General features: G+C 68.1%; 22 protein-coding genes. 7 read left to right on the top strand and 15 right to left on the bottom strand.

Annotation, left to right across the window (positions count from 1 at the left end; translation table 11 throughout):
- Positions 1-10 precede the first annotated feature (10 nt).
- Positions 11-445 carry a metallopeptidase family protein gene (locus tag EYE40_RS00415; RefSeq protein ID WP_130980093.1) on the top strand — a complete coding sequence of 145 codons (435 nt, stop codon included), beginning with the start codon at positions 11-13 and terminating at the stop codon, positions 443-445.
- On the opposite strand, the gene EYE40_RS00410 is transcribed toward EYE40_RS00415, so the two are convergent.
- From EYE40_RS00410 to EYE40_RS00400, 3 genes are all read right to left on the bottom strand, one after another.
- Positions 446-1,984, bottom strand: a complete 1,539-nt coding sequence (locus EYE40_RS00410; RefSeq protein WP_130980092.1) for a DUF5719 family protein — start codon at positions 1,982-1,984, stop codon at positions 446-448.
- Positions 1,977-4,820 (bottom strand): glycosyltransferase family 2 protein, encoded by a 2,844-nt coding sequence (locus EYE40_RS00405; protein ID WP_130980091.1) that lies wholly within the window; start codon positions 4,818-4,820, stop codon positions 1,977-1,979. The genes EYE40_RS00410 and EYE40_RS00405 overlap by 8 nt, the downstream gene beginning before the upstream one ends.
- A 173-nt stretch (positions 4,821-4,993) precedes the next feature.
- Positions 4,994-5,356, bottom strand: coding sequence for a WhiB family transcriptional regulator (locus tag EYE40_RS00400; RefSeq protein ID WP_130980090.1), 363 nt, complete (start codon positions 5,354-5,356; stop codon positions 4,994-4,996).
- Between the two features lie 343 nt (positions 5,357-5,699).
- Here EYE40_RS00400 and EYE40_RS00395 point away from each other — a divergent pair, with 343 nt between their 5' ends.
- A complete protein-coding gene (locus EYE40_RS00395; protein WP_130980089.1) occupies positions 5,700-6,653 on the top strand; it encodes a GlxA family transcriptional regulator in 954 nt (317 codons plus the stop codon).
- A gap of 67 nt (positions 6,654-6,720) precedes the next feature.
- Here the strand turns inward: EYE40_RS00395 and EYE40_RS00390 are convergent, their stop codons facing one another.
- From EYE40_RS00390 to manA, 4 genes are all read right to left on the bottom strand, one after another.
- Positions 6,721-7,797: a hypothetical protein gene (locus EYE40_RS00390; protein ID WP_130980088.1), complete on the bottom strand. Its 1,077-nt coding sequence runs from the start codon at positions 7,795-7,797 to the stop codon at positions 6,721-6,723.
- A 103-nt stretch (positions 7,798-7,900) separates the two neighbouring features.
- Positions 7,901-9,013, bottom strand: coding sequence for a hypothetical protein (locus EYE40_RS00385; RefSeq protein WP_130980087.1), 1,113 nt, complete (start codon positions 9,011-9,013; stop codon positions 7,901-7,903).
- A 5-nt stretch (positions 9,014-9,018) separates the two neighbouring features.
- Entirely contained in the window at positions 9,019-10,026 is a 1,008-nt protein-coding gene (locus EYE40_RS00380; RefSeq protein ID WP_130980086.1) for a hypothetical protein, read from the bottom strand.
- Between the two features lie 68 nt (positions 10,027-10,094).
- Positions 10,095-11,201 carry a mannose-6-phosphate isomerase, class I gene (manA, locus tag EYE40_RS00375; protein WP_130980085.1) on the bottom strand — a complete coding sequence of 369 codons (1,107 nt, stop codon included), beginning with the start codon at positions 11,199-11,201 and terminating at the stop codon, positions 10,095-10,097.
- A gap of 108 nt (positions 11,202-11,309) precedes the next feature.
- On the opposite strand from manA, the gene EYE40_RS00370 reads away from it, so the two are divergent.
- The 5 genes from EYE40_RS00370 to EYE40_RS00350 are packed head-to-tail and all read left to right on the top strand — an operon-like array spanning position 11,310 to position 18,622.
- Positions 11,310-12,488 carry an acyl-CoA dehydrogenase family protein gene (locus EYE40_RS00370; protein WP_130980084.1) on the top strand — a complete coding sequence of 393 codons (1,179 nt, stop codon included), beginning with the start codon at positions 11,310-11,312 and terminating at the stop codon, positions 12,486-12,488.
- Positions 12,489-12,517: 29 nt separating this feature from the next.
- The gene (locus EYE40_RS00365; RefSeq protein WP_130980083.1) at positions 12,518-13,882 is read left to right on the top strand and encodes an O-antigen ligase family protein; all 1,365 of its coding nucleotides are present in this window, start codon (positions 12,518-12,520) and stop codon (positions 13,880-13,882) included.
- A 31-nt stretch (positions 13,883-13,913) separates the two neighbouring features.
- Positions 13,914-15,224, top strand: coding sequence for an O-antigen ligase family protein (locus EYE40_RS00360; protein WP_130980082.1), 1,311 nt, complete (start codon positions 13,914-13,916; stop codon positions 15,222-15,224).
- Positions 15,221-17,302 (top strand): acyltransferase family protein, encoded by a 2,082-nt coding sequence (locus EYE40_RS00355; RefSeq protein ID WP_130980081.1) that lies wholly within the window; start codon positions 15,221-15,223, stop codon positions 17,300-17,302. Before EYE40_RS00360 ends, EYE40_RS00355 begins: the two co-directional genes overlap by 4 nt.
- Before the next feature lie 12 nt (positions 17,303-17,314).
- The gene (locus tag EYE40_RS00350) at positions 17,315-18,622 is read left to right on the top strand and encodes an O-antigen ligase family protein (protein WP_130980080.1); all 1,308 of its coding nucleotides are present in this window, start codon (positions 17,315-17,317) and stop codon (positions 18,620-18,622) included.
- Here EYE40_RS00350 and EYE40_RS00345 read toward each other — a convergent pair.
- From EYE40_RS00345 to EYE40_RS00310, 8 genes are all read right to left on the bottom strand, one after another.
- Positions 18,619-19,392: a cytidylyltransferase domain-containing protein gene (locus EYE40_RS00345; RefSeq protein ID WP_130980079.1), complete on the bottom strand. Its 774-nt coding sequence runs from the start codon at positions 19,390-19,392 to the stop codon at positions 18,619-18,621. The two genes, EYE40_RS00350 and EYE40_RS00345, sit on opposite strands and share 4 nt — an antisense overlap.
- Positions 19,389-20,435: a glycosyltransferase family 4 protein gene (locus tag EYE40_RS00340; protein ID WP_130980078.1), complete on the bottom strand. Its 1,047-nt coding sequence runs from the start codon at positions 20,433-20,435 to the stop codon at positions 19,389-19,391. Before EYE40_RS00340 ends, EYE40_RS00345 begins: the two co-directional genes overlap by 4 nt.
- Entirely contained in the window at positions 20,436-21,509 is a 1,074-nt protein-coding gene (locus tag EYE40_RS00335) for an N-acetylneuraminate synthase family protein (RefSeq protein ID WP_130980077.1), read from the bottom strand.
- A gap of 1 nt (position 21,510) precedes the next feature.
- Positions 21,511-22,434 (bottom strand): SDR family oxidoreductase, encoded by a 924-nt coding sequence (locus EYE40_RS00330; protein ID WP_161972325.1) that lies wholly within the window; start codon positions 22,432-22,434, stop codon positions 21,511-21,513.
- Positions 22,435-22,469: 35 nt separating this feature from the next.
- Complete coding sequence (gene pseB / locus EYE40_RS00325; protein ID WP_130980075.1) at positions 22,470-23,450, bottom strand: UDP-N-acetylglucosamine 4,6-dehydratase (inverting); 981 nt, start codon at positions 23,448-23,450, stop codon at positions 22,470-22,472.
- 133 nt (positions 23,451-23,583) lie between these two features.
- Positions 23,584-24,285 carry an acylneuraminate cytidylyltransferase family protein gene (locus tag EYE40_RS00320; protein ID WP_204742202.1) on the bottom strand — a complete coding sequence of 234 codons (702 nt, stop codon included), beginning with the start codon at positions 24,283-24,285 and terminating at the stop codon, positions 23,584-23,586.
- A complete protein-coding gene (locus EYE40_RS00315) occupies positions 24,282-25,328 on the bottom strand; it encodes a nucleotidyltransferase family protein (RefSeq protein WP_130980073.1) in 1,047 nt (348 codons plus the stop codon). Before EYE40_RS00315 ends, EYE40_RS00320 begins: the two co-directional genes overlap by 4 nt.
- Positions 25,329-25,360: 32 nt before the next feature.
- A complete protein-coding gene (locus EYE40_RS00310) occupies positions 25,361-25,996 on the bottom strand; it encodes an acetyltransferase (protein ID WP_161972324.1) in 636 nt (211 codons plus the stop codon).
- Position 25,997: the final 1 nt, after the last annotated feature.

Raw genomic sequence — 25,997 nt, 5'->3', positions numbered from 1 at the left:
GACTGGCCCCATGGTAAGGACGAGGCGCAGCGGCTCCGCTCGGGGTCTCGCCCGCGACAGGCACGGACGCGGCATCCGCGCCGCCGTGACCGGCCCCCTGCTGCCGCTCTTGCGCAGCCGGGCCGACCTCTTCGACATGACCGTCGCCTCGACCGCCGAATACCTCAAGGATCTGTGGCCCCAGGAGCTCTCGGGGGTCTCGTTCGAGGTCGCGGGTCTTCCCTCGGACCTCGGCCGCTCATCCGGTGTGGACCGCTGGCGGGTGCTCGCCGACGAGCGCCGGGTGATCCTGTACCGCCTGCCGGTCGAGCGCCTCTCGCGCCTGCACCGCTACGACGACCTGCACCGCCGCATGATGATCGAGTCGTGCGTCTTCCGGGCGGTCGCCGAACTGCTCGGCAAGGATCCGTGGGACCTTGCGCCCGAGCGCTTCCGCCACTTCTAATTACGGGAAGATCGTGACCGCGCTCGAGGACAGCGCCGGCGGCTGAACCCCGTAGCCGCCCAACTGCCCCGGTGCCGCGAAGCTCACCGCAGCGTAGAGCGCGCTGAATCCCGAGAGACGGTACGCGCTGCCCGGGTTCACCGGCGTGGTGGCCGATGACCGTGCGCTCACCGTGACGGTCGAGCTCGTGCCATCCAATTCAGCGACGTCGACGGTGATCGTGGATGCGCCCGGGTTGGACAGGTGCAGAACCGGCTGCGGGCCGTCGGCGACGGTGAGGAGCGTGTCGCCGCCGAGCCTGGTGGTCGCGCCCAGCCAGGCGAAGTCGGATGTCGCAGGCAAGAGCCCCTGCGCGGGAGCGACGGTCGAGGCGCGGAGGCCGGCGACGATCGGCACGCTCGACGAGACGGTGACCGTGTAGGTGCCGTCGAGCAGCCCCTCGACCGGCACCTCGGTGACGCGGCCGATCTCGACGTCGGCCGTGAACGACGCACCTGTGCCCACGCCGTCGGAGGAGACGATGTTGACGGTGGCGCCGACCGAACCCTCGTCGATGGCGTCGTCGCCGGGAACGTAGACCCGCAGGCTCGTCGCAAGGTCCTCGTTGCCGTCCTGTGCGAGCGAGCTCTCGAGGTCCTCCGAGCCGAGAACAGTGAGGCCGGGGATGACCTGCGACTTGGCCGGGGCGGCCGTCGCACCGACGATGTCGACGCCGCCGGTTGTGAGGCCGCGCACGACCGACTGCTGCAGGTTGGCGACCACGGCACCGCCTGTCGCCGTGACGTGGATGACCGGCGAGGCGAGCCCGGGCGCGAAGCTCGCGAGCGAGAGCACCCGCTGTGACTGCGGCTGGACGACGATGCCCGAGGCGCCGGGAGCGGCGATGGCGCCGTCCGCGCCGAAGATCTCGAGGGTCACCTCGGAGACGACCTCGGTCGGGTTGGCGAGGGTGATGAGGGTGGTGCGACCGACCTCGGCAGAACCGCCGACGAGCCAGGAGTCGGTCGCCGCACCCGTGCACTCTGCCGTTGCGAAGCCGACGAAGTCGCCACTGTTGACGAGCTGCGACTGGCTGCCGGCAAGCAGCACTGCGGCGTTCGGGTCGGCCTCGCCAGGCGCGGCGCTCAGCACGGTCGGCGCGGCACGGGATGACGATTCCGGGCTGTCGGACTGTGCGAGATCCGCGGTGTCCACGTCGCCGGTCGAACGGAACTCTACAACGGGGCGGCCGATCGCCGTCGCGTTGGTGGCGTCCTGGCCCGACTCGTCCCCGAGTCGCAACACTCCGCCCGCGCACACGCGCAGCTGCGCCGTGGGCACCGGAATCACGTCGACCGAGGGCGCTGTCGACTGGATGCCCGGCAGCGAGATGAACGTCGCCCCGAGTATCGCCACCGCGGCAACGGCCAGGCCGACCGTGCCCGAGACGATGCGCGCGCCGACGAGGGCTGCTCCGCGCCCGGCTCGAGCGGAGGGCGGGCTCGTGGTCTCCACGGCGGGTTCCACGACGGTTTCTTGCACGGGCTCGATCTCAGACATTGTCGTCCTCCTCGAACTCGGCGTCAGTGTCGGGCTCGTCGTCTGTGGTCGAGGTGGAGCGACGGCGACGCGAGGTGGGCACGGCGAGAAGCAGCGCCATGACGAGAACAATCGACTGGGTGAGCAGGATCGCGAGCCCGACGGGGGTCGTCGCCCCCTGCTCGGGCTGCCGCTCGGCGTCGGTCGCCGCCCCGTCGTAGCGCCAGAGGAATCCGTTCGACGACTCCCCCACCGCGGTGAAGATCGGGTTGGCGTCGAGTGCCTCGCCGGCTCGGCTGCGCACGGTGCGGGCCTCGGTGCTGTCGCCCGGCGCGGTATCGGGGGCGAGGATGAAGCCGATGCCGAGGGCGTCGAGCTCTGCGATCGAGTCGTAGCCGCTGCGCGAGGCGAGGTTGCCGGCGAGCACAGCGATGCGTTCGCGCGCCGCGCCCGCATCGGTGGCCGTCGAGGCGAGGGTCGAGTAGTCGTCGAGGGTGGCGCCGGCGCCGCGGTGCAGGGTGGCGGCGAGCGAGCCGTCGGCCTGCGGCACGAGTTCGAGGGTGCCGAGCGTCGGACGAGCGGCGGCCTCCGCCGTGACCAGCGCGGGCAGGATGCGCCCGTTGCCCTTGGTCACCACGGTGGTGCCCTGCAGTGGCGCGACGAGCAGTGGCACCGCAAGGACGAGCAGGGCGAAGCTCGCGGCGAGTGCGGGGGCGACGGCGGCGCGACGCAGGGTGTCGAGGGCGACGGCCGCGGCTCCGACGAGCCCGAGCCAGTACACGCTGAGGCCGGAACCCGCCCACACCGTGACGCTGTCCGAGCCGGCGAAGGCGACCGAGAGGTGCGTCGAGAAGACCGCTGTGACGAAGCCGACGAGCGCGACGGCGAGCGACGGGATGGAACGGCGCAGGCCCGGAAGGAACAGCGCGAGGCCGGCGAGTCCCGCGAGCGGGAGCAGCAGCACTGCCACGGCGATCGGCGCGACGAGCGACGGCAGGCCGAGCAGGGCCCCGAGGCCCGCCCAGCCGTTCAGCTGCCCGGCGGGGGCTCCGAGGGCGAGCTGCCAGCCGACCGTCGAGCCGCTGAGCACGCTCACGCCGGGGTCGGCGAGGATCGCGAGGGGGTTGCCGCGCGCGACCTGCTGCACCACGAGCGGGACGAAGAGGAGCACCGCGGGAAGCGGCACCGCGAACAGCCGCGGGATGCTCGTGGTGTGCGCGGCGGCCCAGGCGATCCAGCCGAGCACCATGGCAGGGGCGAGGATGGGCGCGCTCGCCACGATCGCGGCGAACAGCAGGGCAGCGGCTCCCGCACTCGACCAGCGACGGGTCGACCCGAGCAGGGCGAGAACGAACCACGGCAGCAGCAGGTGGGCGATCACCGCGCCGAGGCGGCCGTCCATGAGGCCCGCGAGGAAGGGAGGGGCGAGCGCCCACGCGATCGCGGCGACGGCAGGAGCCCAGGCCCGCTCCGTGATGCGGGCCGCGCACCACCAGGCCGCGAGGCCGGCGAGCGGAAGCGCGACCAGATAGAGCGCCACGACGCTGAGTGAGGGAGCCCAGAAGGTGAGGCTGCCGAGCACCGCGAGCACCCACGCAAACGGGTCAGCGGCTCCCGTGAAGCCGCCCGCGATCTCGTGCCAGCCATAGGTCACATTCGTCCACAGGTCGGACACGGTCGCGCTCAGCGGGAGCAGGCCGCCACCGGTGAGCGAGGTCGCATTGAGGTACGGCCCGAACATGACCACACCGACCGCGGCGAGGGCGAGGGTGATCCAGGCGCCGCCGCCGGAGAGGAATCCGGCACGGGGGCGCAGGGCTTCCCCCTCCTCCGCGACCGCGAGGGCCTCGCGCCGATTGACGCGCAGTTCGCGGGCCTCGGCGGCGGGCATCCGGAGCGGTGTGATGGCGCCCCAGCCGAGCGTGCGCGTTCGACGGAGGTTGCGGCGGGCGGGCGCGACACCCGCACCGAACAGGGCAGCGAAGGCTGCGGAGAACTCGCCGCCGATGGCCGCCGGGTTCTTGGTGAGCAGGTGGGCGATCGAGCGCGTGATGGCCAGGGGAAGCAGGGTGAGCCAGTGCAGCGGAACCGCGGCGCCCGGGGCGTAGACCAGGCGGCGGTGCAGCTGGGCTGCGCGCGCGTGGCGTGCGGTGGCGCTCTTCGACACGTCGCTCCGGGAGCCGAACAGGTCGGGCGCACCGGCGCTCGCGACATGCGCGGCGGGCACACCGACGATGCGGTGGCCGGCGAGGCGCACGCGCACGCAGAAGTCGAGCGCCGCGTCGACGTGCGGGAGGGCGGGATCGAATCCGGCGAGTTCGTTCCACACCCGGCGGCGCACGAGCATGCCTGCCGCGGCGACGGCGAGCAGGTCGCTGCGCCGATCGTGCTGGGCCTGGTCCAGCTCGTTCGAGACGAGATCGACGGTCGTGCCGAGGCCGGTGATCGACTCGCCGTACGACGAGATGGTGTCGGGGGCATCCCAGCGCATCAGCTTCGGGCCGGCAACCGCGACCGACGGTGCGATCTCAACGGCACCGAGCAGGGCGGCCAGGGCTCGTGGCGCCGGCGCGTTGTCGTGACCGAGGAGCCAGAGCCAGTCGTCGTTCGAATCGGTCGGGGCCGCAGCCTTCAGGCCCTGGATGACCGAGTCGCCGAACGTGGGGCGGCCTGCGCTCGCCACGAATTGGGTGGGGTGCGCTTCGGTGAGAAGGGCTGCGGATGAGTCGCTCGAACCCGCGTCCACCACGACTAGTGAGTCGGGGCGACGCGTCTGCTGCGCTAGGGCAGCGAGGGTGCGTTCGAGATACTGCGCGCCGTTTCGGGCAACGAGGATCACTGTGACTCTGGGTTGCATCCTTGCGAGCCTAAGTCGCCCAGCCTGTTAGCGGGCCCTGACACGCTCCGGAGTGCGGGATGCGCCGCGAACTGGGGGCGATGCTTTTCCTTCAGGCCCTCAAAGCTTTTCCCTCAGGCCATAAATAGACCTTCAGGCCTTGAAGAAGTTTTTCCTTCAGGCCTTAAATAAGTTCAGGCGCGCTTGCGAAGCTTGCGACGCTCGCGCTCGGAGAGGCCGCCCCAGATGCCGAAGCGCTCGTCGTTCTCGAGTGCATACTCGAGGCACTGGGTGCGCACCTCGCAGGTGCCGCAGATCTTCTTGGCCTCGCGGGTCGATCCGCCTTTTTCGGGGAAGAACGCCTCGGGGTCGGTCTGCGCGCAGAGTGAGTCGGACTGCCAGGCGAGAGCCTCGTCCTCGTCTTCGGCGACCCGCTGGCGCACGCCCGGTACGCCGAGGCGTATGGGATCGACGAACCAGTTGTCGGGTACAGCCGCACGCGGAGGACCGGAAACGGGGACGTCGTCAGTAGCGGAGCGGTACTCGCTGTTCGCCATGGTGACTCCCCTTCACGCCGGGGCCGAGAGTGGCCGGAGATGCGTTAGAGATAATTACACCGGTGTAGTTCCCCAGAGTCAAGTCGTGGATGATAAAACCCTCGACCGGTTAATCAGGGTTGCGACGCGCGGCGTGTTGCGGTACCGCTAGCGCCGAGGGCGAACGGGCTGCTGGTGGTACCCATCCCGCACCGTCTGTCGAATTGTCGCCGCGATTCCCGCGACTGCCGTCAGGATTATTGCTGCAATGAGAATGGTCATGGCAGTAAATCTACGACTTGGCAAAAACTGCCGACAGTGGCAGACTAGCCACATATCGGCTCATTACTGCCAAGGGGTTTCTATGTTGAAGAACGTCGTCCTGCTCGCCCTGCCCGGCGTCGCGCCCTTCGAATTCGGCGTGGTCTGCGAGGTCTTCGGCATCGACCGCAGCGAGTCGGGCGGACCCTGCTTCGAGTTCACGATCGCCACCGCAGACTCCGGCCCCGTCAGGACGAGCCTGGGCTACGACATGATGATCACCGAGGGCCTGGATGCCGCGGCGCACGCCGACCTCATCGCCGTGCCCGCGCACGACACGTCGAACATCGATCCCCGCTACTTCGACGTGATCCGTGCGGCCGAGGCGCGTGGAGCGTGGGTGCTGAGCGTCTGCAGCGGGGCCTTCGCGCTCGCGCAGGCCGGAATCCTCGAGGGTCGCCGCGCCACCACCCACTGGATGCACACTGACCGCCTCGCAGCGGAGTTCCCCGGCACGACCGTCGACCCCGACGTGCTGTTCGTCGAGGACCGCCGCGTCGTCACGAGTGCGGGCACGGCGGCAGGCATCGACGCCGCGCTGCATATCGTGCGCAAGGAGCTGGGGGCCGCAGCCACCAACGTCATCGCCCGGCGCATGGTCGTTCCCCCGCAGCGCGACGGCGGCCAGTCGCAGTACATCGACTCCCCCGTGCAGGAGTGCACGAGCGACTCCTTCGCCCTCGTCGCCGAGTGGATGCTCGAGCACCTCGACGAGGACCTCACCGTCGACCAGCTCGCCCGCAAGGCGCTGATGTCGTCTCGCACCTTCGCCCGGCGCTTCCGGGCGGAGATGGGCACAACACCCGCCGCCTGGCTCAACCGCCAGCGCATCATGCGCGCGCAGTTGCTGCTCGAGTCCACGGATTACTCGCTCGAGACCGTGGCTCAGGACACCGGTTTCGGAACCGCGGCGGTCATGCGACACCACTTCCTCAAGGTGCTGCAGACCACCCCGACCGCCTATCGCCGCACGTTCGGGGCGCTGCTCGCGGGCTAGTCGAGCGCGGTTGCGAGTCCCGCGACCACGGCGGGCGCTGCAGCGAGCAACTGGGCCTCGAGTCTGACTACCGCAGTTCGTTCAGCGCGGCCAACAACTTCGGCACCGCCGGATAGAGCTCGCTGAGCGGCCCCTCGTCGGTGCCGATCTCCATCGCGTTCGACCCGCTGAAGACCCAGATGCGATCGGCGTTGCCCTCGACCGATGGCCGCGAGAGGAGAACGGCGCGATCCGCTCCGGCAAACTTCAGCTCCGACACTGCGCCATAAGAAGTGAGGTATTTCGCGATCCACGCCGAGTCCGCGAACACCTGCACACCGACGATGTCGACGCCGTTCCTCGATCCTGCGGGCCTTACGGTGTCCCAGGTACAGGACGTCCAGCCGTGGCCCTCGGCGAGCGAATCCGTCGCCGAGAAGGTGAGCGGTGCATTTCCGCCGGTGGTGACCACTGGCGAGCCCATGTCGAACAGCGCGGTGAGATTCACGCTGGCCTCGAGGTCGTCACAGTCGACGGAGAGGGGCCAGGCGCCCGCCGTCGGCATCCGCACACCGGGCACCGTAACCGCGGCCGTCTTTGCGGCAAAGGCATCAGACATCTCGGCGAGCGCCGAGATCGCCTTCGATTTGGTGGACCCGACATCGAGCGTCAGCTTCCTGGCGAGAGCCAATCCGCCGGAGAGAATCGTGAAGTCGCAGGTGCCGTATCGCTCCTCGGGCAGCCCCTCGAGACGACAGTCACTGGCTGCAGCCGCCTCCGGGATCGCCGCGTGCGGGATTACTGTGGCGTACACACGCAGCGCCTCGTCTGATGCTGCGAGATCCCCCCACGCGCAATCCATGCCGCCGTTCTGGGTGAGGATCCGCGACGCGCCGGCGAGGTCTGCCAGGCCGCCCTTCGGATCCGGCACCGTTGCGCCGATGAGCGCCGACAACTCGGCACCGGTGAAGAGCGCCGCGCAGTCGCCACCGAAAGCGATGTCAGGAACGGTCGCCGGGTCGAAGTCGAAGGGAGTCGGCGTGGGGGCCGGAACGACGACCGGAACGGTGGGCTTTTTGACCACTCGGTCGGGCGCCGACGGCGCGCACGCCGTCATCCCGAGAATTGCGACGGCGACAAGGATGGGTACCGCGCGCTGTTTCATGAGCGAACCGTACCTTCTCGTGGACCGCCCGGTCTACCCTCGTGACGCGGCCAGGCCCGGCACGCCGGCGATGTCAAGGCGCGGCTCGAGTCTCCGTCGCGAGCTACCCCGCCGCCTGCCACCATGCACGAAGCCCCTCGACCAGCACGGGCGCCGCAGCCAACAGTTGCGCCTTCGACATGGATTCGCTGTAGCTTCCGTCCACAAGCCCGGAGAACGAGAAGGCATTGTTCCCCATTCTCCCGTCGAGGGAGCAGCCAAAGTCGGTGCACCGCAGGGCAGCGTCGTCGGCACCCGCGACGTCGACAACCTCGACTGTGACCGGGTAGTCCGTTTCGTCGTCCCAGTACCAGGCACCTCCGGCCAGAGTCTGCAATGCGACATGAGACACGGCGCCCGGCACGCGACTGTCGTCCTTGTTGTTCCACCAGCAGAGAGTCGAGCCGCCGATCGCGTCGATGTGCTCGGCTGGCGCCGGGCTGTCGGCGCCACTCGCTCGGAAGGCCAGGCTTGCCTCGTTGCCCAGCATCCGCGCAGTCCCGGCAGCGAATATCGCCTCACAGTCGGCCACGAGCGGCCAGGACCCAGCCGGCGGTTCCCACAAAGCTGGTGGCGGGTCGACGCTGATCGACGCCACCGCCATCGATCCGATCTTCCTCGTCAGCGCGATCCGCTCTACTCTCGAGAGATCCGCTTTTTTGCCGGACAGCGATCCCCGCATGACATAGCCGTCGGTGACGGCCATGAAGCTGCACCCAATGGGCTCGCCTTCCTCTCCGCACAGCAGCGCGGATTCCCCGGGCCCCAATGTGTTCTCCTCGTCGGCGTAGGGACTTCCCAGCAGGTCGTATTCCTGGATAAGTTCACGTCCGCCGCGAGAAACCTGCACATACAGCCTGATATCGATGCCTGTCCACGCGCAGAACATTCTGCCGTCCTGCCTGCGAACGGCGTTATCGAACCTCGCCTCCGGTTGCGGCGAGAAAACAAGGCTCGCGGCCGCCGTACCGACCAGCGCCGCTGTCGGCACGAGATCGTCGCACGAGAAAGGAGTCAGCGTGTCGGGGGCGGCGGTCACAACGGGCGTCTCCACCGGTGTTGACGAAGGAGTGGTCGACGGCGGCTCGGCGACCGGTGCCGGTGCATCCGTCGCGCAGCCGGCGAGCAGGAGAATGGCGATGCTTCCGCCAGCCAGTGTGGAGCGCAGCCTCAACATGAGGCCTACTTGTGGTCGAGTGTGGACACGATGAGCTGGACCGCCTCGACATCCGCGTCATCGTCGAAGAACACGGCGCTCAGCCAGTTCGGTCCGTCGAATACGTCCAGGCGCACTCCGCCGTACGCCGCGGGCGAAGTGATGGCCAACTCGATGCCTTCGAGCTCGATCACTTCGGCATCCTCGCGGGCCCGTACCGTGCTCTCGGCCCAGCGCCCGCCGCCCAGCCACTGAACGGACAGCATCTCGGACTCCTTGAACACCACGCAGGAGCCGCTGCTGCCGCCCCAGAGCGCGCGGAGTGCGGGCGGATAGTAACCGTCGTTGACGCCGTCTTCCCAAGCAGCGGTTCCCGCGCCGTAGATGGCCGTGAAGTCCAGCGGAATGAGCGTCGCCTCACAGTTCATGGGGTGCGACCAGCTGCCCTCCGGCAGCACTGGTAGGGCGACGGCGGATGTTGCAGCCGCGCTTGCGGCCAGAACCGCAGTGAAGGCCTTGGTGGCCGCGACGGTCGCCTTGTTCGATGAACCGCTGCCCCACAGGAGGCCGGAAACCTGCACACCGGAAAGCACGGTCTCGATCGCGCAGCTGTACTGGCCGCCCGCCTCGATCCCGCTGTTGCGACAGGCACTCGCACCCACGGGCGCCGCCGCTTCGGGCAGAACCAGAACCACCGCGCCCCAGCCCTGCTTGGCCGTCATCCACGAGCACTCCAGCGCGCCCCGCTGTTCCTCATAGGCGGCCTTCGGGTTCTCCACCGAGTCGAATGCCTTGCGAGCGACAACCGCCTCACCGAAGATCTTCGACATCTGGGCGTCGGTGGCGACCGCGGCGCAGTCGCCACCGAAGAGCTGGTCCGGCTGCGCGTTGGCAACGGCGGTGGCTGTCGGAGTGGGGGTGACGCTCGGGGGAACGGACGGTGCGCCGACCGGAGCTGCCGGCGCGGGCTGCGCGCACCCGGCGAGGAGAACTACTGCGGCGGCGGCGGCGAGAAGCCGCAAAGGTGAGGTCATGTCGAAACCGTATCGCGCCGCGGAATGCGCGTCTGTAGCGCCAGATCACGTTCTCGCAACGAGTCGGTCTACCCGCGCGACGTCGCCACGAACAGCTCGCCCTGGCCGGTCACAACGACCGGAGCCTCGTCGGCCGAGATGTACACCGATTCGCCGCGCGCGAGCTCGAATGACCCGAGCGTGAATGCCCCCTCCGTGCACAGCGCGATGGCACCGGCGCGCAGCGGCAGAACCGTGTCGCCGGTCACGTGCAGCAGCTCGAAGTCGGGGACCGGCGGGCGGAAGACGGTGAGCCCGGGCGACTGCGAGATTCCTGCAAGGTAGGGCACGGGCACCGGGGTGAAGTCGAGCACGGAGAGCAGTTCCGGCACGTCCACGTGCTTGGGAGTGAGGCCGCCGCGCAGTACGTTGTCGGACGCGGCCATCAGCTCGATCCCCAGCCCCTCGACGTAGGCGTGAATGTTGCCGGCCGGCAGGTACAGCACCTCCCCGCGGCGAAGCGTGACCAGGTTCAGCAGCAGCGACACGACCACACCGGGATCACCCGGGTACTCGGCGTGCAGTTCGGTGACGAGGGTGAAGTGCGGGCTGTCGGTTCGGGATGCGCCCTGTACAACGGCCGCAACGAGCTCGGCGACACCCTCGCCGCGCGACACGAGCCATTCGAAGGTCGGACGGATCGCGTCATCCGTCGACAACCGCGCCAGCAACCCCGAGAGGGCCGCGTCGCCCGGCGAGACCTGCAGCAGTCGCTCGAGGGATGCCCGCGTCTCAGTCACCGGACGGAAACCGCACAACGCCCGGAAGTCATCCGAGAGCGCGAGGATCAGCTCGGGCTTGTGCAGTTCGTCGCGGTAGTTGCGGTTCGGAGCATCGACGGCGATGCCGAGCGCATTCTCGCGCGCGAAGCCCACCACGGCCTGCTCGATCGTCGGGTGCGCCTGCAGGGAGAGCGGATGCGCCGCGGCGAGCACCTTGAGCAGGAAGGGCAGCTCGCCCACGAGCCCCCGCAGGTCACCCGAGCCATCGGTCAGCGCACTCGGCGAACCCGGGTGGGTGCCGAGCCACAGCTCGGCCTCGGGGGAACCGGAGGCCGGAGTGCCAAGCAGACCGGAGATGGCCGTCGTCGAGCCCCACGCGTAGTCGCGCGGCGTATTGGTGATCCCTACAAACATTGAGTCCTGCCCCCTTGATGGATAAGACCAAAGTACCAACCCCTCGGGATTCGCCCGATCCGGTGCCTTAGGCTGCGGGGGATTTCCTTTCGAGCAATGGAGCACCCGATGGCCTTCGAGCAACTCAGCAGCGACTTCTACGGTTTCGAGAACACCCTCACCGAGGTGGAGAAAGACCACATTATGAAGTTGCGCGCCTACCTCGAGTCCGAGGTGAAGCCGATCGTCAACGACTACTGGAACCGGGGCGAGTTCCCGACCGAGATCGTGAAGGGCCTCGCCGCCCACGGCGCGACCGGACTCAGCTGGGAGGAGACCCGCCCGTTCTACAACTCGGCGGTGTTCCGCGGCTGGATGGCCATCGAGCTCGGTCGCATCGACGCGAGCGTGTGCACCTACATCGGTGTGCAGAACGGCCTCGCCATGGGATCGATCGCCACCTGCGGCAGCGCCGAGCAGCGCGTCGAATGGCTGCCGCGCATGAACTCCGGCGAGATCGTCGGCGCTTTCGGCCTCACGGAGCCGCTCAGCGGCAGCGACAGCGCCCAGGGCCTCCGCACCACGGCGAAGCGCGACGGCGACACCTGGATCCTCAACGGCTCGAAGCGCTGGATCGGCAACGCCACCTTCAGCGACATCACCGTCATCTGGGCGAAGGACGTCGAGGACGGCCAGGTCAAGGGCTTCATCGTGCCGGCCGACACCCCCGGCTACACCGCCACCAGGATCGAGAACAAGATCTCGCTGCGCATCGTGCAGAACGCCGACATCACCCTCGAGAACGTGGTCATCCCTCACTCGCTCAAGCTCGAGAACGCCAACTCGTTCCGCGACACCGCGAAGGTGCTGCGCCAGACCCGCGCCGAGGTCGCGTGGGGTGCCGTCGCCACGTCGATCGGCGCCTACGAGGCCGCGGTGAAGTACACCTCAGAGCGCGTGCAGTTCGGCAAGACCATCGACAGCCACCAGCTCGTGCAGGACCTGCTCGCCAAGAGCCTCGGCAACATCACCGCGTCGCTTGCCATGTGCATGCGCGTCTCCCAGATGCTGGATGACGGTATCCAGAAGGATGAGCACTCGGCTCTCGCCAAGTCCTTCACCACGAGCCGCATGCGCGAGACCGTCGCATGGTGCCGCGAGGTGCTCGGCGGCAACGGCATCGTCGTGGATTACGACGTGGCACGCTTCTTCGCCGACGCGGAGGCGCTCTACAGCTACGAGGGCACCCGCGAGATGAACACGTTGATCGTCGGACGGGCCATTACCGGTAAGGCTGCGTTCATCTGACGTAAACCCCGCTCAGCGACCATGAGCGGATGAAGCTTCTCGACGAGCGCCGATTCCGCCTGGGCTACGCGATCGTCTCACTCTTCACCGTGCTCGCGGGTGACGCCGTGCGCTACTCGGTCGGCTGGTGGGGCTTCGGGGCCGCTGCCATTGCGATCACTGTCGTTTCGGTGCTGCTGCTCTGGAGGCATCGCGACCGCTGGAGCATCGGCGGCCTGCCCTTTCTGCTGCTCGCCTTCCTCGCGTTCGCCACGGCCTCCATCGTCTGGTCGTACTATCCGGGCGCCACCGCCCTCGGCACCCTCGTGACATGGATGACGGCTGCCGTCGGCCTGGGTATCGCCGTCAGCCTCGACTGGCCCGGGATCCTGCGCGCGCTCGGCTGGGCGATCCGCACCATCCTCGTCTCGTCGATCCTGTTCGAGCTCTGGGTGTCGATATTCGTCGGCAAACCGATCTTCCCGCTCGTACCCGCCCCCGGCATGGACTACTCCACCCTCGACGAGGTGCCGGACCTGTACTACTGGTCGCGCAACCTGCTTCTCGCCGGCGACAAGATCCAGGGCATCGTGGGCAACTCCGCGCTTCTCGGCTTCGTCGCGCTGCTCGGGCTCATCGTGTTCGGCATCCAGCTGGTCTCGGCCTCCGTGTCGAAGCCACTCGGCATCGCGTCGCTCTCGCTTGCCACCCTCACCGTGCTGCTCACCCGCTCGGCGACCATCACCGTCGCGATCGTCGTGCTGGCCGCCGTGGTCGTCGCGGTGGTGCTGCTGCGGCTCGCCCGCACCGGCCAGCACCGCGGATTCGGGTACGCCGGCCTCCTCACGGTGGTCGTGAGCGGCATCCTGACCGCGCTGACCTTCCGCTCCTCTTTGCTGGGCCTGCTCGGCAAGGACGACACGCTCACCGACCGCACGAGCATCTGGGCGGACGTCATCGATCTCGCCCAGCAGCGGCCGGTGCTCGGCTGGGGCTGGGTGAGCTTCTGGATCCCCTGGGTCTCACCCTTCGACACCCTGCACACCGCCCACGGCGTGCGTCAGCTGCACGCGCACAACGCCTGGCTCGACCTGTGGCTGCAGCTCGGCATCGTCGGTGCCGTGATCGTCGCTCTCGTAGTACTCGCCGCTCTCGTGCGATCGTGGGTCTTCGCCACGAACAGGATGACGCCGGGCGCCGCGGGACCCGCGCGATTCACCGCGCTCTCCTTCCTGCCGCTGCTGCTGCTCACGGCCCTCGTGGTGCAGACCTTTGCCGAGAGCCGGCTGCTGGTCGAGTACGGCATCGTGCTGCTCGTGATCGCCGCGGTCAAGACGCACCACGTGGCCGCCGAACAACCCGATCCGGCGCTGGTCGTGAAGCGCGCCCTCAGCGGCCGGGCCGCATTCGTTTAACCGCAAGGCGCCCCTCGGTAGTCTTGAGCGTATGAAGTTCCTTGACGACCGCCGATTCCGCATGGGGTTCGCGGTCGTCGCCCTGTACACCGTGCTTGCGGGTGACTCGATACGCTACTCGATCTCCTGGTACGGCTTCGGGGCCGTCGCCGTGGTGCTCGCCGTGATCTCGGTGCTGCTGCTCGTGCGCGACCGTCATCGCTGGACCGTCGGCGGACTGCCCTACCCGTTGATCGCCTTCCTCGCCCTCGCGACCCTGTCCATCACCTGGTCGTACTACCCGGGCGCGACGGCCGTCGGCCTGCTCGCCACCTGGATGACCGTCGCGCTCGGCCTGGCCATCGCGATATGCCTCGACTGGGCCGACATTCTGCGCACCCTCGGCTGGGCGCTGCGTGCCGTGCTCGGCCTCTCGATCGTGTTCGAGCTCGTCGTCTCGCTGCTCATCCGCAGGCCCGTGCTGCCGATCTTCCCCTCCCCCGGCGTGGACTACGACTCGCTCGACAAGATCCCCCAGCTGCTCTACTGGTCGCGCAACCTGCTGCTCGAAGGCGACAAGATCCAGGGCGTCGTGGGCAACTCGAGCCTGCTCGGCTTCGTCGCGCTGCTCGGCCTCATAGTGTTCGGGATCCAGCTCGTCGCGCGCACGGTGAGCCGGGCATCCGGAATCGCAGCCCTGCTGCTCGCGGCGCTCACCGTCTACCTCACGCGCTCGGCCACCATCATCGTCGCCATCGTCGTGCTCGCGGTTGTGGTCGGCGCCGTCTGGCTCATTCGCCGCGCGACGGCTCGCGGCACACGCGGGCTCGCCTACGCGAGCCTCACGCTAGTGGCCATCGCGGGCTCGACTCTCGCGATCATGTTCCGCTCGCCACTGCTCGGCCTGCTCGGCAAGAACGACACCCTCACGCACCGCACCGGCATCTGGGAGGCGGTCATCACCCTCGCGCAGGAGCGCCCCGGGTTCGGCTGGGGCTGGGTGAGCTTCTGGGCGCCATGGGTCGCACCGTTCAACGATCTCGCCTTCAACTCGGGCGTGCGCCAGTTGCACGCGCACAACGCGTGGCTCGACCTCTGGCTGCAGGTCGGCGTCATCGGCGCCGTGATCTTCGCCCTTCTGGTGCTGAGCTCGCTCGTGCGGTCCTGGCTGCTCGCCACCGATCGCGTGATCACCAGCCCCGCCGACACCGGTCACTTCACCGTGCAGTCCCTGCTGCCCCTACTGTTGCTCGTTGCCCTCATCGTGCAGAGCTTCGCCGAGAGCCGACTGCTCATCGAGTACGGAATGGTGCTGCTCGTGATCGCGGCGGTCAAGACCAAACGTGATGAGCCCGTGGCGTGACCGCTTCCACCACAAGCGCGGTCCGTTCTGACATTCAGGGCCTGCGCGCGATTGCCGTGCTCCTGGTGCTCGGCTTCCACCTGTGGCCCGATCAGCTCACCGGCGGATACGTCGGCGTCGACGTCTTCCTGGTGATCTCCGGCTACCTGATCACGAGCCACCTGTTGCGGTCTCCTCCGCGCAGCCTGCGCGATGTCGCCGACTTCTGGGGTCGCCGGCTCCGGCGGCTGCTTCCGGCGAGCCTGCTGGTCATCGTCGCGACGGTGATTGCGGGATGCCTCGTGCTCCCGCCCACCCGGCTGCTCGACCTCGGCCGGGACGCCGGGGCCGCCACCCTGTATTTCGTCAACTGGGTGCTCGCCGCGAGCTCGGTCGACTACCTGGGGGCCGAGAGCGCGCCCTCCCCGCTGCAGCACTACTGGTCCCTCTCGGTCGAGGAGCAGTTCTACTTCGTCTGGCCTCTGCTCATCGCCGGCGCGCTCTGGCTGCGGTCACGCACGAAGAATAGTGGCCGTCGCGTGAACGACCCGGGAAGCTGGGGACTCGTGGCGGTCATCTCGGTTTTCGCGGGGGCCTCGCTCGCGACATCCATCGCCTGGACCAGCATCGCGCCGGCGTCGGCATACTTCGTGACGCCCACGCGGCTGTGGGAACTCGGAGCGGGCGGCATCCTCGCCGCGGTAATCGCCGCGCGCGGTCCGGTCGCCCCGGTATCCCGGGCGATACGGACGACGACCGCCTGGCTCGGCCTGCTGCTCATCGGAGTGTCAGCCGTCGTCTTCACCTCGGCGACCCCGTTCCCCGGCTTCGCCGCGCTGCTGCCGATCACCGGCGCCGTGCTCGTGATCGCCGCGAACAGCGACGGTGTCGGATCGCCCTCGCAGGCTCTGGGAATCCGCCCGATCCAGCACCTCGGCGACGTCTCCTACTCGCTCTACCTGTGGCACTGGCCGCTCATCGTGCTGCTGCCGTTCGCGATCGGCGGCGAACTGACCCTGCCTTGGAAGCTCGGCATCATCATCGCTGGAGTGCTGCTCGCGACCGCGACGAAGCTGTTCGTCGAGGACCCGGTTCGGCGAGCGCGCTGGCTCAGTGCGCGACTCTCCCGCACGTACGCCCTCGCCGCGGTGGGGATGGTGCTCGCGGTCTCGGTCGCGGTGATCCCGGTTGCCCAGGTCGCCGCGGTCTCCGCAGCCGCCCAGGCGGAGCTCGAGCAGATCGAAGAAGCCAACGCCCGCTGTTTCGGAGCAGCCACCCTGGGAACCGACGACTGCGACCTGCGCGGCACCGGCATCGTCCCCGCCCCGGCCGTGGCCATCGACGACGAGTCGGACGCCTACTCCGACGATTGCTTCGCGTTCCCGCCGTTTGACGATGTCGCGACCTGCAGCTATGGAGACAAGGACGCGACGACGCGCATCGCGCTCGTCGGCAATTCGCACGCCGGACAGTGGCTGCCCGCGATGCAGGAGTACGCCCGCAGCCACGACGCTCGGGTCATTACCTTCCTCGGGTCCGCCTGTCGACCGTCATCCGCTCTCATCGAATTCGACACCGCGGCGATCGCGGAGAGTTGCCGCGAGTGGGGCCAGGCCGTCGTCGAGGCCACGGAGGGCGATTCCTTCGACCTCGTGGTGCTCACGGCCGCCTCGAACGGTGAACTCGTCGGCGTGCCCAACGAGGACTTCTTCGACGCTTCGGTCGAGGGCTACGTCGAACCGCTTCAGGCCTGGTCCGACGCGGGAACCGAGGTCCTCCTCATTCGCGACACCCCGATCGCCGGCTTCAACGTGCCCGACTGCGTGGCGCTCAACCCCACCGATCTCACCGAGTGCGACGGCCCGCGGGCCGACTGGCTCACCCCCGACCCGCTCGTCAAGGCCGCCGAGCGCGTCGCGAGCGACACTCTAACCCTCGCCGACTTCAGCGACCGATTCTGCGACGACAAGACCTGCTACAGCGTGATCGGAGGAGTACTCGTCTACTTCGACGCCATCCATGTGAGCGCGACCTTCAGCACCACACTCGCCCCCTACCTTGCCGACGAGATCGACGCGGTGCTGCCGGATGCGCCGTAACCTGTAGTGACAATGACCAGGCCTTCGCGACCCGCACCGCTCCAGCTCGCCTCAGCGATGCTCGGCTCCCCGCGATTCTCCTCTGCGCTCACCATGGCTGCCGTCGGGCTAGCGGTGATCGCCTACGCGGTGCGGCAGACCATCGGCTGGGCCGGTTTTCTCGCCGTGCTGTGCTCCCTCGTCGTGCTCGCGCTCGCCTCCCTCGCCTCGCAGTGGAAGGAGGTCGGCTGGCGTGCCCTGCTGCCGATCTCGCTGCTCGTGTTCGCCGCCTGGGCGGGGCTCTCCATCCTGTGGAGCGAGTACCAATGGGCGACCCTCGGCGGACTCGCCTACCTCGCGGCGTTCACCATCCTTGGCGTGTACGTCGCGCTCGTGCGTGACACGATCCAGATCGTGCGCGCCTTCGGAGACGTGCTGCGCGGAATCCTCGTCGCCTCGATCGTCATCGAGATCGTCGCCGGCCTGCTCATCGACACCCCGATCCACCTGCTCGGCATCACCGCGAATCTCGATGCCGGCGGTCCGATCCAGGGACTCCTCGGCACGCGCAACCAGTTGGGCATCGTGTCCGTCATCGCTCTGGTTACCTTCGGCACCGAATTGCGCACCCGTTCCGTGTCCCGCCAGCTCTCCGTCGGCTCGCTCGCCCTGGCCGCGATCATGCTCTTCTTCACCCGGTCGCCCATCGCGTGGGGCATCCTGCTTCTCGTGCTGCTCGCCGGCGCCGTGCTCTACGGCCTGCGTCGTGTGCCCTCCGGCCAGCGGCGGTACTGGCAGGTGGCGACACTCGCCTTGTTCCTGGTCGTCGCGGGCGTCGCCTGGGGGCTGCGCGGCCAGATCGTCGCGGCGTTCAACGCCGGCGGCGAGCTCAACTACCGCCTCAACGTGTGGCAGCGCGTCTGGGACCTCGTGCCGGTGCACAGCCTCGAGGGCTGGGGCTGGATCGGCATCTGGCGCACCGAGGTGCCACCGTTCCTCGTCTTCGATACGTTCTCCCCGCGCGTTCCCACCGCGGCCCTCAACGCCTACCTCGATGTCTGGTTCCAGCTCGGGCTCGTGGGCGTCGTGATCTTCGTGGGTCTGCTCGGTCTCACCTTCGTGCGGTCCTGGCTGCTCGCATCCCGACGCCGCAGCATCGTGTTCGCCTGGCCGGCCCTCGTGCTCGTGGTGCTGCTCATCAGCGGGCTCTCCGAGAGCTCGATCCTCATCGAGTTCGGCTGGCTCGCCTTCGTGGTCTGCTCGGTCAAGGCCGCACGGGAGCTCAGCTGGCGCAACGCCTTCGATGCCGCGAAGTCCGACGGCACGCTGCCCGATAACTAGGCGGTCGGCCCCGTTGTCCAGCGGGTGTCGACCACGGTGACATCCTTCTGGGCGAGAGATCCGTTGATCCGTGCGATTTCGGGATGCATCCGCGCAACCTCGAGCACGTCGCGCCAGCCGAACGGCTCGGGACCCACGAGTTCGGCGATCGCCCGTGCCGCCGCGAGATCCTCGGGGGTGTCTACGGTCCAGCGGTAGCCCGACAGGTCCTCGTCAAGCTGAACCACTCCGAACCGGAATCGGTCCCCACTCTCGTACAGGTACGGCATCACGTGCTCGCGGTGGTGGGGAGCCGTCGCCTCGGCGCCCGCCCGGCGCAGTGCCACGACGGTCGCCACTTCGACGTCGAGGCCGACCGGGTAGGTGCGAGCGTGGGGCGGCGGGAGCCGGTTGGCCGCGAAGTCGAGGTCGCCCTCAGTGCGAAAGGCGATGACTCGGTCGACGATGTCCGGGTCGATGAACGGGCAGTCGGCCGTCACGCGCACCACGACGTCGGCGTCATCCCGATCGGACACGGCCTGTAGATAGCGTTCGAGCACGTCGTACTGCGCGCCCCGAATGACCCGGAAGCCGGCGGCTTCGACGGCCGCCGCGACCGCGACGTCGGCGGGCTGGTCGGTCGTGGCGACCACGATCTCGTCCAGTTGAGACGACCGGCTCAGCCGCTCGAGCACGCGCTCGATCATGGAGGAGTCGCCGATGCGCTCGAGCACCTTGCCGGGCAGGCGACTGGACGAATATCGCGCCTGGACGACGCACACGGTGCTCATGAGGCTTCCAGCGTACCGAGCGCTCGACGCGCGATGTCGGGCAGGCGAGCAGCGGTAACGTCCCAGTCGGCGCGGTCGTGCACCCGCCGGGTCGCGGCTTCCGCAAGAGTGGCCAGGCGCGTCGGATCGGAGGCGGCGCTCACCAGCAGGTCGGCGAGGGCGGACGCGTCACCCGAAGCGAACGACAACCCGGTCGACTCATCGATCCACTCCGCGTTGCCGGGGATCGCGGAGACACACGCGGGGGTGCCGCACGCCATCGCCTCCAGTAGGGAGATGGAAGTGCCGTCGACGAAGCTCGAGCTGACGTAGAGGTCGGCGGCGCGATGCGCATCCCGAAGCGCCTTCTGGTCGAGGCGACCGAGGAAGGCGACCCGCTCGGAGACCGGTGCAACGAGGGCCGCGAGATTCTCCGTCTCGGAGCCGCTGCCCACGAGCACGAGGTGCAGGCGCGGCTCGACGGCTGCGGCGAGTGTGAACGCCTCAGCGAGCACCTCGACGCCGTACATCGCCTCATGGGAGCGTGTGCAGAGCACGAGAAACGCGTCGTCGCCCCAGCCGAGCTGCTCGCGCACGGGCGAATCACCGGGCGCCCAGAACGACAGGTCGACACCCCACGGGAACTGCACGATCTGCTCGGCCGTGGCCCCCAGCTCGAGCGCACGATCGCGCGGTGCGTTGTTGTCCACCACCAGCAGGTCGGCGCTCTGGATGACGTAGCGCGCCGCCTCGAGCGCCTCCCCCGAGTTGTCGACCTCGTCCATGAGATCGAAGCCCCATGACATGGCGATGAGCGGGCCCTGCCACACGTCGCGCACGGTGCGCGCGACGTCCGTGAGGGGTCCGGCGTGCACCACGTCGGGCGAGAAGCCCTCGATGGCCGCGCTCAGTCGCTCGGCGAATTCAGCGCCCGGGTAGGCGGCGTCATCGGGCGATGTGCAGTCGACCGCGAGCGCAATCACCTCTACGCCCTGCCCACGCCAGGCCGCGACGAAACGGCGGTCGTGCTCCGACCACCAGCGCGACGCGTAGAGGATTCGCACTCAGGCCGGTCCGGAGACGTCTGCCCAGCTGACCGTTTCGGCGGTCTCGAGCGGGCGCGTCGTGGTGCGTCCGAGGAGCTCGGCAACGTGTGCGGCACCCACGGCACCCACCGTGGCGGGACGCAGCACGGTGAGGTCTTCGCGGGTGATGACATGCCCGGCGGGCAGGTCGTAACGCGCGCGAACAGCACGACGCTGTACAACGACGGTCTCGGACTCGTTCGGCGCGACCTCCTTGAGGGTAGAGCCGAGAGCGGACTCCAGCTCGCGCGAGCGGTCGACCATGTCGCGCCAGGACGTCGGGTCCATGGAGAAGGCGTGGTCCGGTCCCTCGCGGGTGACGTCATCGGTGAAGTGCTTCTCGATGACACGCGCGCCGAGCGCAATCGCGCCCAGGGTGGACGCGTGGCCGGGGGTGTGGTCGGAGAGGCCGAGGATTACGTCGGGGAACAGCGTCGAGTAGGTCTTGAGAACGTTGAGGTTCAGGTGCTGGAAGTTGTCGAGGGACGCGGTGTAGTTCGTGTTGCACTGCATCAGCACGAGGTCACGGGTGTACTTCTGCACCGCACCGACGACGTCGATGACCTCGCCGAGGGTCGTCGCACCCGTCGCGACGAGCATGGGCTTGCCCTTCGCCGCGGTGTACTCGACCGCCTCGAGCCAGTTCACGTCGCCGCTGCCGATCTTGTAGGCGGGAACGTAGGGCTCGAGCATGTCGATCGCCGCGAAGTCATAGGCGGCCGAGAAGTAGTCGATGCCCGCCTCGTCGCAGGCCTGCTTGAGGATGGGTGTCCAGGCGTGCGGAATCGAGGCATCGCCGTAGACCTCGCTCACGGGCTTGGTCCACTTCGCCTGGTGGCTGAGCTTGGCGCCGAGCTCGCGGAATCCCCGGTCGGACACGATCTCGTCAGCGGTGAAGTTCTGGAACTTCGCTGCGTCCGCGCCGGCCTCGGCGGAGAGGTGGATGAGCTCGACGGCGCGGTCGAGTGACCCGTCGTGGCTGGCCGCGATGTCGGCGACGAAGTAGGTTGGGTGCTCGAGCCCGATCTGGTGCTTTCCGATGCTGAAGGTCATGTCACACTGCTTTCTGTGGGGCGAACTGGCGGACCGCTGCCGGCCTGCCTGAGGTGAATTCTGTAACGAGCCGATCGATGCCGGCCTGCTGGCCTGCGAGAGGCGCGCCGAGCATCCCGGACGCACGCCCGGTCGACAGGCTGATGTCGGAGCCGCGCTTGACGGCGAGCACGTCGGTGGAGAGCGCGGGCTGCACGAGCTGGGGGTCGAAACCGAAGCCGGCCGCGATACGTCGGCCGAAGTCGAACTTCGATGTCGCCTCGCTGCTCACGACATGGGTCACGCCGCTCGCTCCCGCCGCGACGAGCGCCGCGATCGCATCGACGAGGTGACCGACATAGAGCGTGCTGACGACGGTGTCGGTGAATCCGCGAACCGTCTCACCGAGCGCGAGTCGAGTGTGGAAGAACTCGGCGAGACTGCGGGTGCCGCTCGGGCTCCAGCCGTAGAAGTTGACCCGGGCGACGAGCGCCTCGGGGTTGGCCTCGAGAACGGCTCGCTCGCCGGCGAGCTTCGTGCGACCGTACTCGTTGGTCGGGCTCGGCTCGGAGCCCTCGTCGTAGGGGCCGTTCTCGCCGTCGAAGACCGCGTCCGTCGAGATGTATACGAAACGCGACCCGTTTTCTGCGGCCTGCGCGGCGAGGTCCGCGGACGCCTCGACGTTGAGTCGCCAGGCGAGCTCGGGCTTCTGCTCGGCCTCCTCGATCGAGGCGATGGCGGCGGCGTGCAGCACAACATCGGCCTCGGCGCGGTCGACGAGACCCGAGCGTCCGGCAGCCGAGCTGATGTCGGTCTCCACGAAGGGCACTGGCGCACCCATCGGGGCAGTGCGGGAGACGCCGGTCACGTCGTTCGCCTCGGCGAGCGAGATCGCGGCGTTGCTGCCGAGCAGCCCCGTGGTTCCGGTCACCAGCCAGCGGGTCACCGGTTCACCGATCCCTCGATCATCGTCACGCGGATTTAGAGGTCCGCGGAGAGAATTTCGCGGATCTCCTCGACGGAGAGCCACTGGTCGTTCGAGTCGGACTGGTAGGAGAAGCCGTCCTCCACCGCGTCACCTTCGGGGTCTACGTAACCCCAGCCGGCGAGGTGCGGCTTGACGACATAGCGGCTGCCGAGGGAGACCGTGCGACGCGAATCGTCGGCGGCGATCATCTCTTCGTGCAGCTTCTCACCGGGGCGGATGCCGATTTCGTGGGTTGCGGCACCGGGCGCGATCGCCTCGGCGAGATCGGTGATGCGGATCGACGGGATGCGGGGAACATATAGCTCGCCGCCCTCCATCGACTCGAAGGAGTCGAGCACGAACTTGACTGCCTGGGGAAGCGTGATCCAGAAACGGGTCATGCGCGTGTCGGTGAGCGGCAGGGACTTGCCCTCGGCGGCGAGCTGGCGCCAGATCGGAACGATGCTGCCGCGGGAGCCGCTCACGTTGCCGTAGCGGACCACGCAGAAACGGGTCTCATAGGAGGCCGCGTAGTGGTTGCCGCTGATGAAGAGGCGGTCCGCGCACAGCTTGGTGGCACCGTAGAGGTTGATGGGGCTCGACGCCTTGTCGGTGGACAGCGCGACGACCTTCTTGACGCCGCTGTCGATCGACGCGTCGATGACGTTCTGCGAGCCGCGAACGTTCGTCTCGATGTACTCGAACGGGTTGTACTCCGCCGTGTCGACCTGCTTCAGGGCGGCGGCGTGGATGACGTAGTCCACACCGTGGAACGCACGCTGCAGGCGCTTGAGGTCGCGAATGTCGCCGATGAAGAAACGGAGGCGCGGGTCATCCTCGAACAGGCGGCGCATCTCGAGCTGCTTGAGCTCGTCGCGGCTGAAGATGATCAACCGACGAACATCGTGGTTGTCGAGGATTTCGCGGGTGAGAGCCTTGCCCAGCGAGCCAGTGCCGCCCGTGATCAGTACGTCGGATCCGGAAAGGATGCTCATTCAATACTCCATGCGACACACGGAAGCGTACTGCTGCGTGCGAACGCGATATTCGAGGGTGGGGTTATCTGTGCTGCGTGACATTCTCGCAGAGAAAGGCCACGAACCTGTAACGCGCGGGAGTTCCGGCGCATCAGGCAATCGGTCGGGCGGACTCCATCTGCCACTTGACGATGTCGAAGTCGTGCTCGCTGTCGATATCCTGCGAGCGCTCCTGCGGCATCTCGTAGATGATCGTGGAGGGAAAGAACACCACGGGATTCTCGATGAGCGAATTCCGCTTCCAGACGTAGATCGAGCCGTTCATGTCGAACGACCGCGGTGCATCCTGGCGGCGCAGCACGGCGGCATCCGGAGTCTTGGAGACGGCGACGGTGCCGTCAGGCTGCAATTCGACGAGGTTGAAATAAGGATTGCGACGGGCTTCGGACCCGGTGATGAGGGAGTCCACGTCGGAGGCGTCGAAGAGTGCGACGGCAGCGCGGATATCGTCCACGGTTCGCAGCGGTGACGTGGCATCGAGGTCGACGGAGGTGTCGAAGCGCACACCGCGACGCTCCTCGATCTCGAGCACGGCGTGAGCGATGGCCTGCACCTTGCCGGCCGTGTCCGTGGCCATGTGCGGCGGGCGAACGACGATGTCCGTCGCGCCGAAGCTCGGTGCGAGGTCGAGGATCTCCTGCGAGTCGGTGGTGACGACCACCTCGTCGAAGAGGCCGGACTCGGCCGCCTGCCTCACCGAGTGACCGAAGAGCGGAACACCGGCGATGACGCGCAGGTTCTTTCCCGGAACACCCTTGGAGCCGGCGCGCACGGTGATGGTGCAGATTCTCACGAGTTCGTCCACTTCTCGGAGTCGCTCCGGGCCTGGTTGAGGTCTTCCGGGCGTCCCACATCGAGCCACTGCTCGTGGATCGGGAAGGCGCTCACCGTGTCGCCCTGCTGCATGATGAGGCCGAGCAGGGTGGGCATGTCGCAGTACTCGTCTTCGGGAAGCAGCGCCAGCGCCGACGGGTCGAGGGCGTAGATCCCGGCATTGACGAGCGACCGGTGCAGCGGCTTCTCCACCATCGACTCGACACGCGCGCCATCGAGGTTGACCACTCCGTAGGGGATCTCGAATACGTGCTCGCGAACGCCGACCGTACCGATCGCCCGCTGCTTCAGGTGGAAGTTCAGCAGGCGTCGCAGGTTCACATGGGTCAGGAGGTCGGAGTTCATCACGACGAACGGTTCACCGATCACGCCGTGCAGCTGGGCGAGCGCCCCGGCAGTGCCGAGCGGCTTGTCCTCGTGCACGTAGGTGACCTTGAGTCCCAGAGCGCTGCCGTCGCCCACATGCTGCTCGATGACTTCGGCGAGGTAGTTGACCGAGATGTAGACATTCACGAAGCCCTGCGCCGCGAGGTTGCGCAGGATGATCTCGAGCAGCGGAACGTCACCGATGGGCAACATCGGCTTCGGCACATCCTTGGTGAGCGGGTAGAGGCGTTGGCCTCGTCCGCCCGCCATGAGCACCACGGGCGTGGAGACGACATGACTGCGGCCGTCCTCGCCCGCGAACAGGTCGACCAGTCGACCCGCGACATCCAGAACCGGTAGGTGACGGATCTCGAACTTCTTCATCAGCGCGACCATGTCGTCGTGCTCGTCCAGCACCGTAGCGGTGTGCGGCTTCGGGTTCATGATCTCGGTGGCGGGAGCTTCGAGCGATACTCCGCGCAGGATGCCCCGGCGCACGTCGCCGTCGGTGACAACGCCCTGCAGGCGGCTGTCTGCGTCAACGATGAGCGCGATCTGGCGGCGGCTCGCGTCGATGGCGGCGATGACGTCGCGGACCGAGGCCTCGGGGGCCACCGACACAGCAGTGATGTCCATACCGGGCGAATCTCACTTTCCTACGAGTGCGGTCAGGTGCTGGAGCGGCTGGTGGCGGGAACCCCCACTGCCGTGGACCGGTCGGCCACATCCGAGAGGACGACTGCGCCTGCTCCGATTGTGCTTCCCGAGCCTACCGTGATGCCCTGTATCACCCGAGCGCCGAGCCCGATGTGCGAGCCGGCGCCGACGGTGACTCCGCCGGCAAGGGCTGCCCCCGTCGCGATGTGGGCGTGCGGTCCGACCACGCAGTCGTGGTCGACGATTGCCCCCGTGTTGATGATCGTGTCAGCGCCGATGCGGGCACCCGTGCCGACGATGGCACCGGCGAGCACCTGGGCGCCCTCGCCGAGGTCGGCACTCGCCTTGACGATCGCCGTGGCATCCACGATCGTCAGAAATGTGAAGCCGAGCGCGCGGGCGTTCTCGAACACCGTGCCGCGCGCCGTCGAGGCCTTCGCCAGCCCCAGGCCGTTGACGAGCGAGACGGATGCCGCGTCCAGCCCGTCGAGGGCGGCGTCGGGTCCCAGCCACGGCACGTTCCCGAGCCGGCTCCCCTCAGCGGAGGGCGCGATGTAGCCCTCCAGCGGAATCCCCTGCTCGAGCAGGATCTCGAGGAGCACGCCCGCGTGCCCGCCCGCACCGAGCATCACCACCGTTGGCTTCATC

Origin of the sequence: Glaciihabitans arcticus, from assembly GCF_004310685.1 — a bacterium.
In the GTDB taxonomy this organism is placed as follows: domain Bacteria; phylum Actinomycetota; class Actinomycetes; order Actinomycetales; family Microbacteriaceae; genus Conyzicola; species Conyzicola arctica.
Note: the sequence above shows the minus strand (reverse complement) of the source record. Positions and strands in the feature narration are given on the sequence as shown.

Coding starts and splice junctions, on each gene's coding strand:
- EYE40_RS00415 (WP_130980093.1), top strand. CDS start 11: ATGGTAAGGACGAGGCGCAGCGGCTCCGCTCGGGGTCTCGCCCGCGAC.
- EYE40_RS00410 (WP_130980092.1), bottom strand. CDS start 1,984: ATGTCTGAGATCGAGCCCGTGCAAGAAACCGTCGTGGAACCCGCCGTG.
- EYE40_RS00405 (WP_130980091.1), bottom strand. CDS start 4,820: ATGCAACCCAGAGTCACAGTGATCCTCGTTGCCCGAAACGGCGCGCAG.
- EYE40_RS00365 (WP_130980083.1), top strand. CDS start 12,518: ATGAAGCTTCTCGACGAGCGCCGATTCCGCCTGGGCTACGCGATCGTC.
- manA (WP_130980085.1), bottom strand. CDS start 11,201: ATGTTTGTAGGGATCACCAATACGCCGCGCGACTACGCGTGGGGCTCG.
- EYE40_RS00370 (WP_130980084.1), top strand. CDS start 11,310: ATGGCCTTCGAGCAACTCAGCAGCGACTTCTACGGTTTCGAGAACACC.
- EYE40_RS00380 (WP_130980086.1), bottom strand. CDS start 10,026: ATGACCTCACCTTTGCGGCTTCTCGCCGCCGCCGCCGCAGTAGTTCTC.
- EYE40_RS00315 (WP_130980073.1), bottom strand. CDS start 25,328: ATGGACATCACTGCTGTGTCGGTGGCCCCCGAGGCCTCGGTCCGCGAC.
- EYE40_RS00350 (WP_130980080.1), top strand. CDS start 17,315: ATGACCAGGCCTTCGCGACCCGCACCGCTCCAGCTCGCCTCAGCGATG.
- EYE40_RS00390 (WP_130980088.1), bottom strand. CDS start 7,797: ATGAAACAGCGCGCGGTACCCATCCTTGTCGCCGTCGCAATTCTCGGG.
- pseB (WP_130980075.1), bottom strand. CDS start 23,450: ATGAGCATCCTTTCCGGATCCGACGTACTGATCACGGGCGGCACTGGC.
- EYE40_RS00310 (WP_161972324.1), bottom strand. CDS start 25,996: ATGAAGCCAACGGTGGTGATGCTCGGTGCGGGCGGGCACGCGGGCGTG.
- EYE40_RS00360 (WP_130980082.1), top strand. CDS start 13,914: ATGAAGTTCCTTGACGACCGCCGATTCCGCATGGGGTTCGCGGTCGTC.
- EYE40_RS00385 (WP_130980087.1), bottom strand. CDS start 9,013: ATGTTGAGGCTGCGCTCCACACTGGCTGGCGGAAGCATCGCCATTCTC.
- EYE40_RS00335 (WP_130980077.1), bottom strand. CDS start 21,509: ATGACCTTCAGCATCGGAAAGCACCAGATCGGGCTCGAGCACCCAACC.
- EYE40_RS00395 (WP_130980089.1), top strand. CDS start 5,700: ATGTTGAAGAACGTCGTCCTGCTCGCCCTGCCCGGCGTCGCGCCCTTC.
- EYE40_RS00345 (WP_130980079.1), bottom strand. CDS start 19,392: ATGAGCACCGTGTGCGTCGTCCAGGCGCGATATTCGTCCAGTCGCCTG.
- EYE40_RS00400 (WP_130980090.1), bottom strand. CDS start 5,356: ATGGCGAACAGCGAGTACCGCTCCGCTACTGACGACGTCCCCGTTTCC.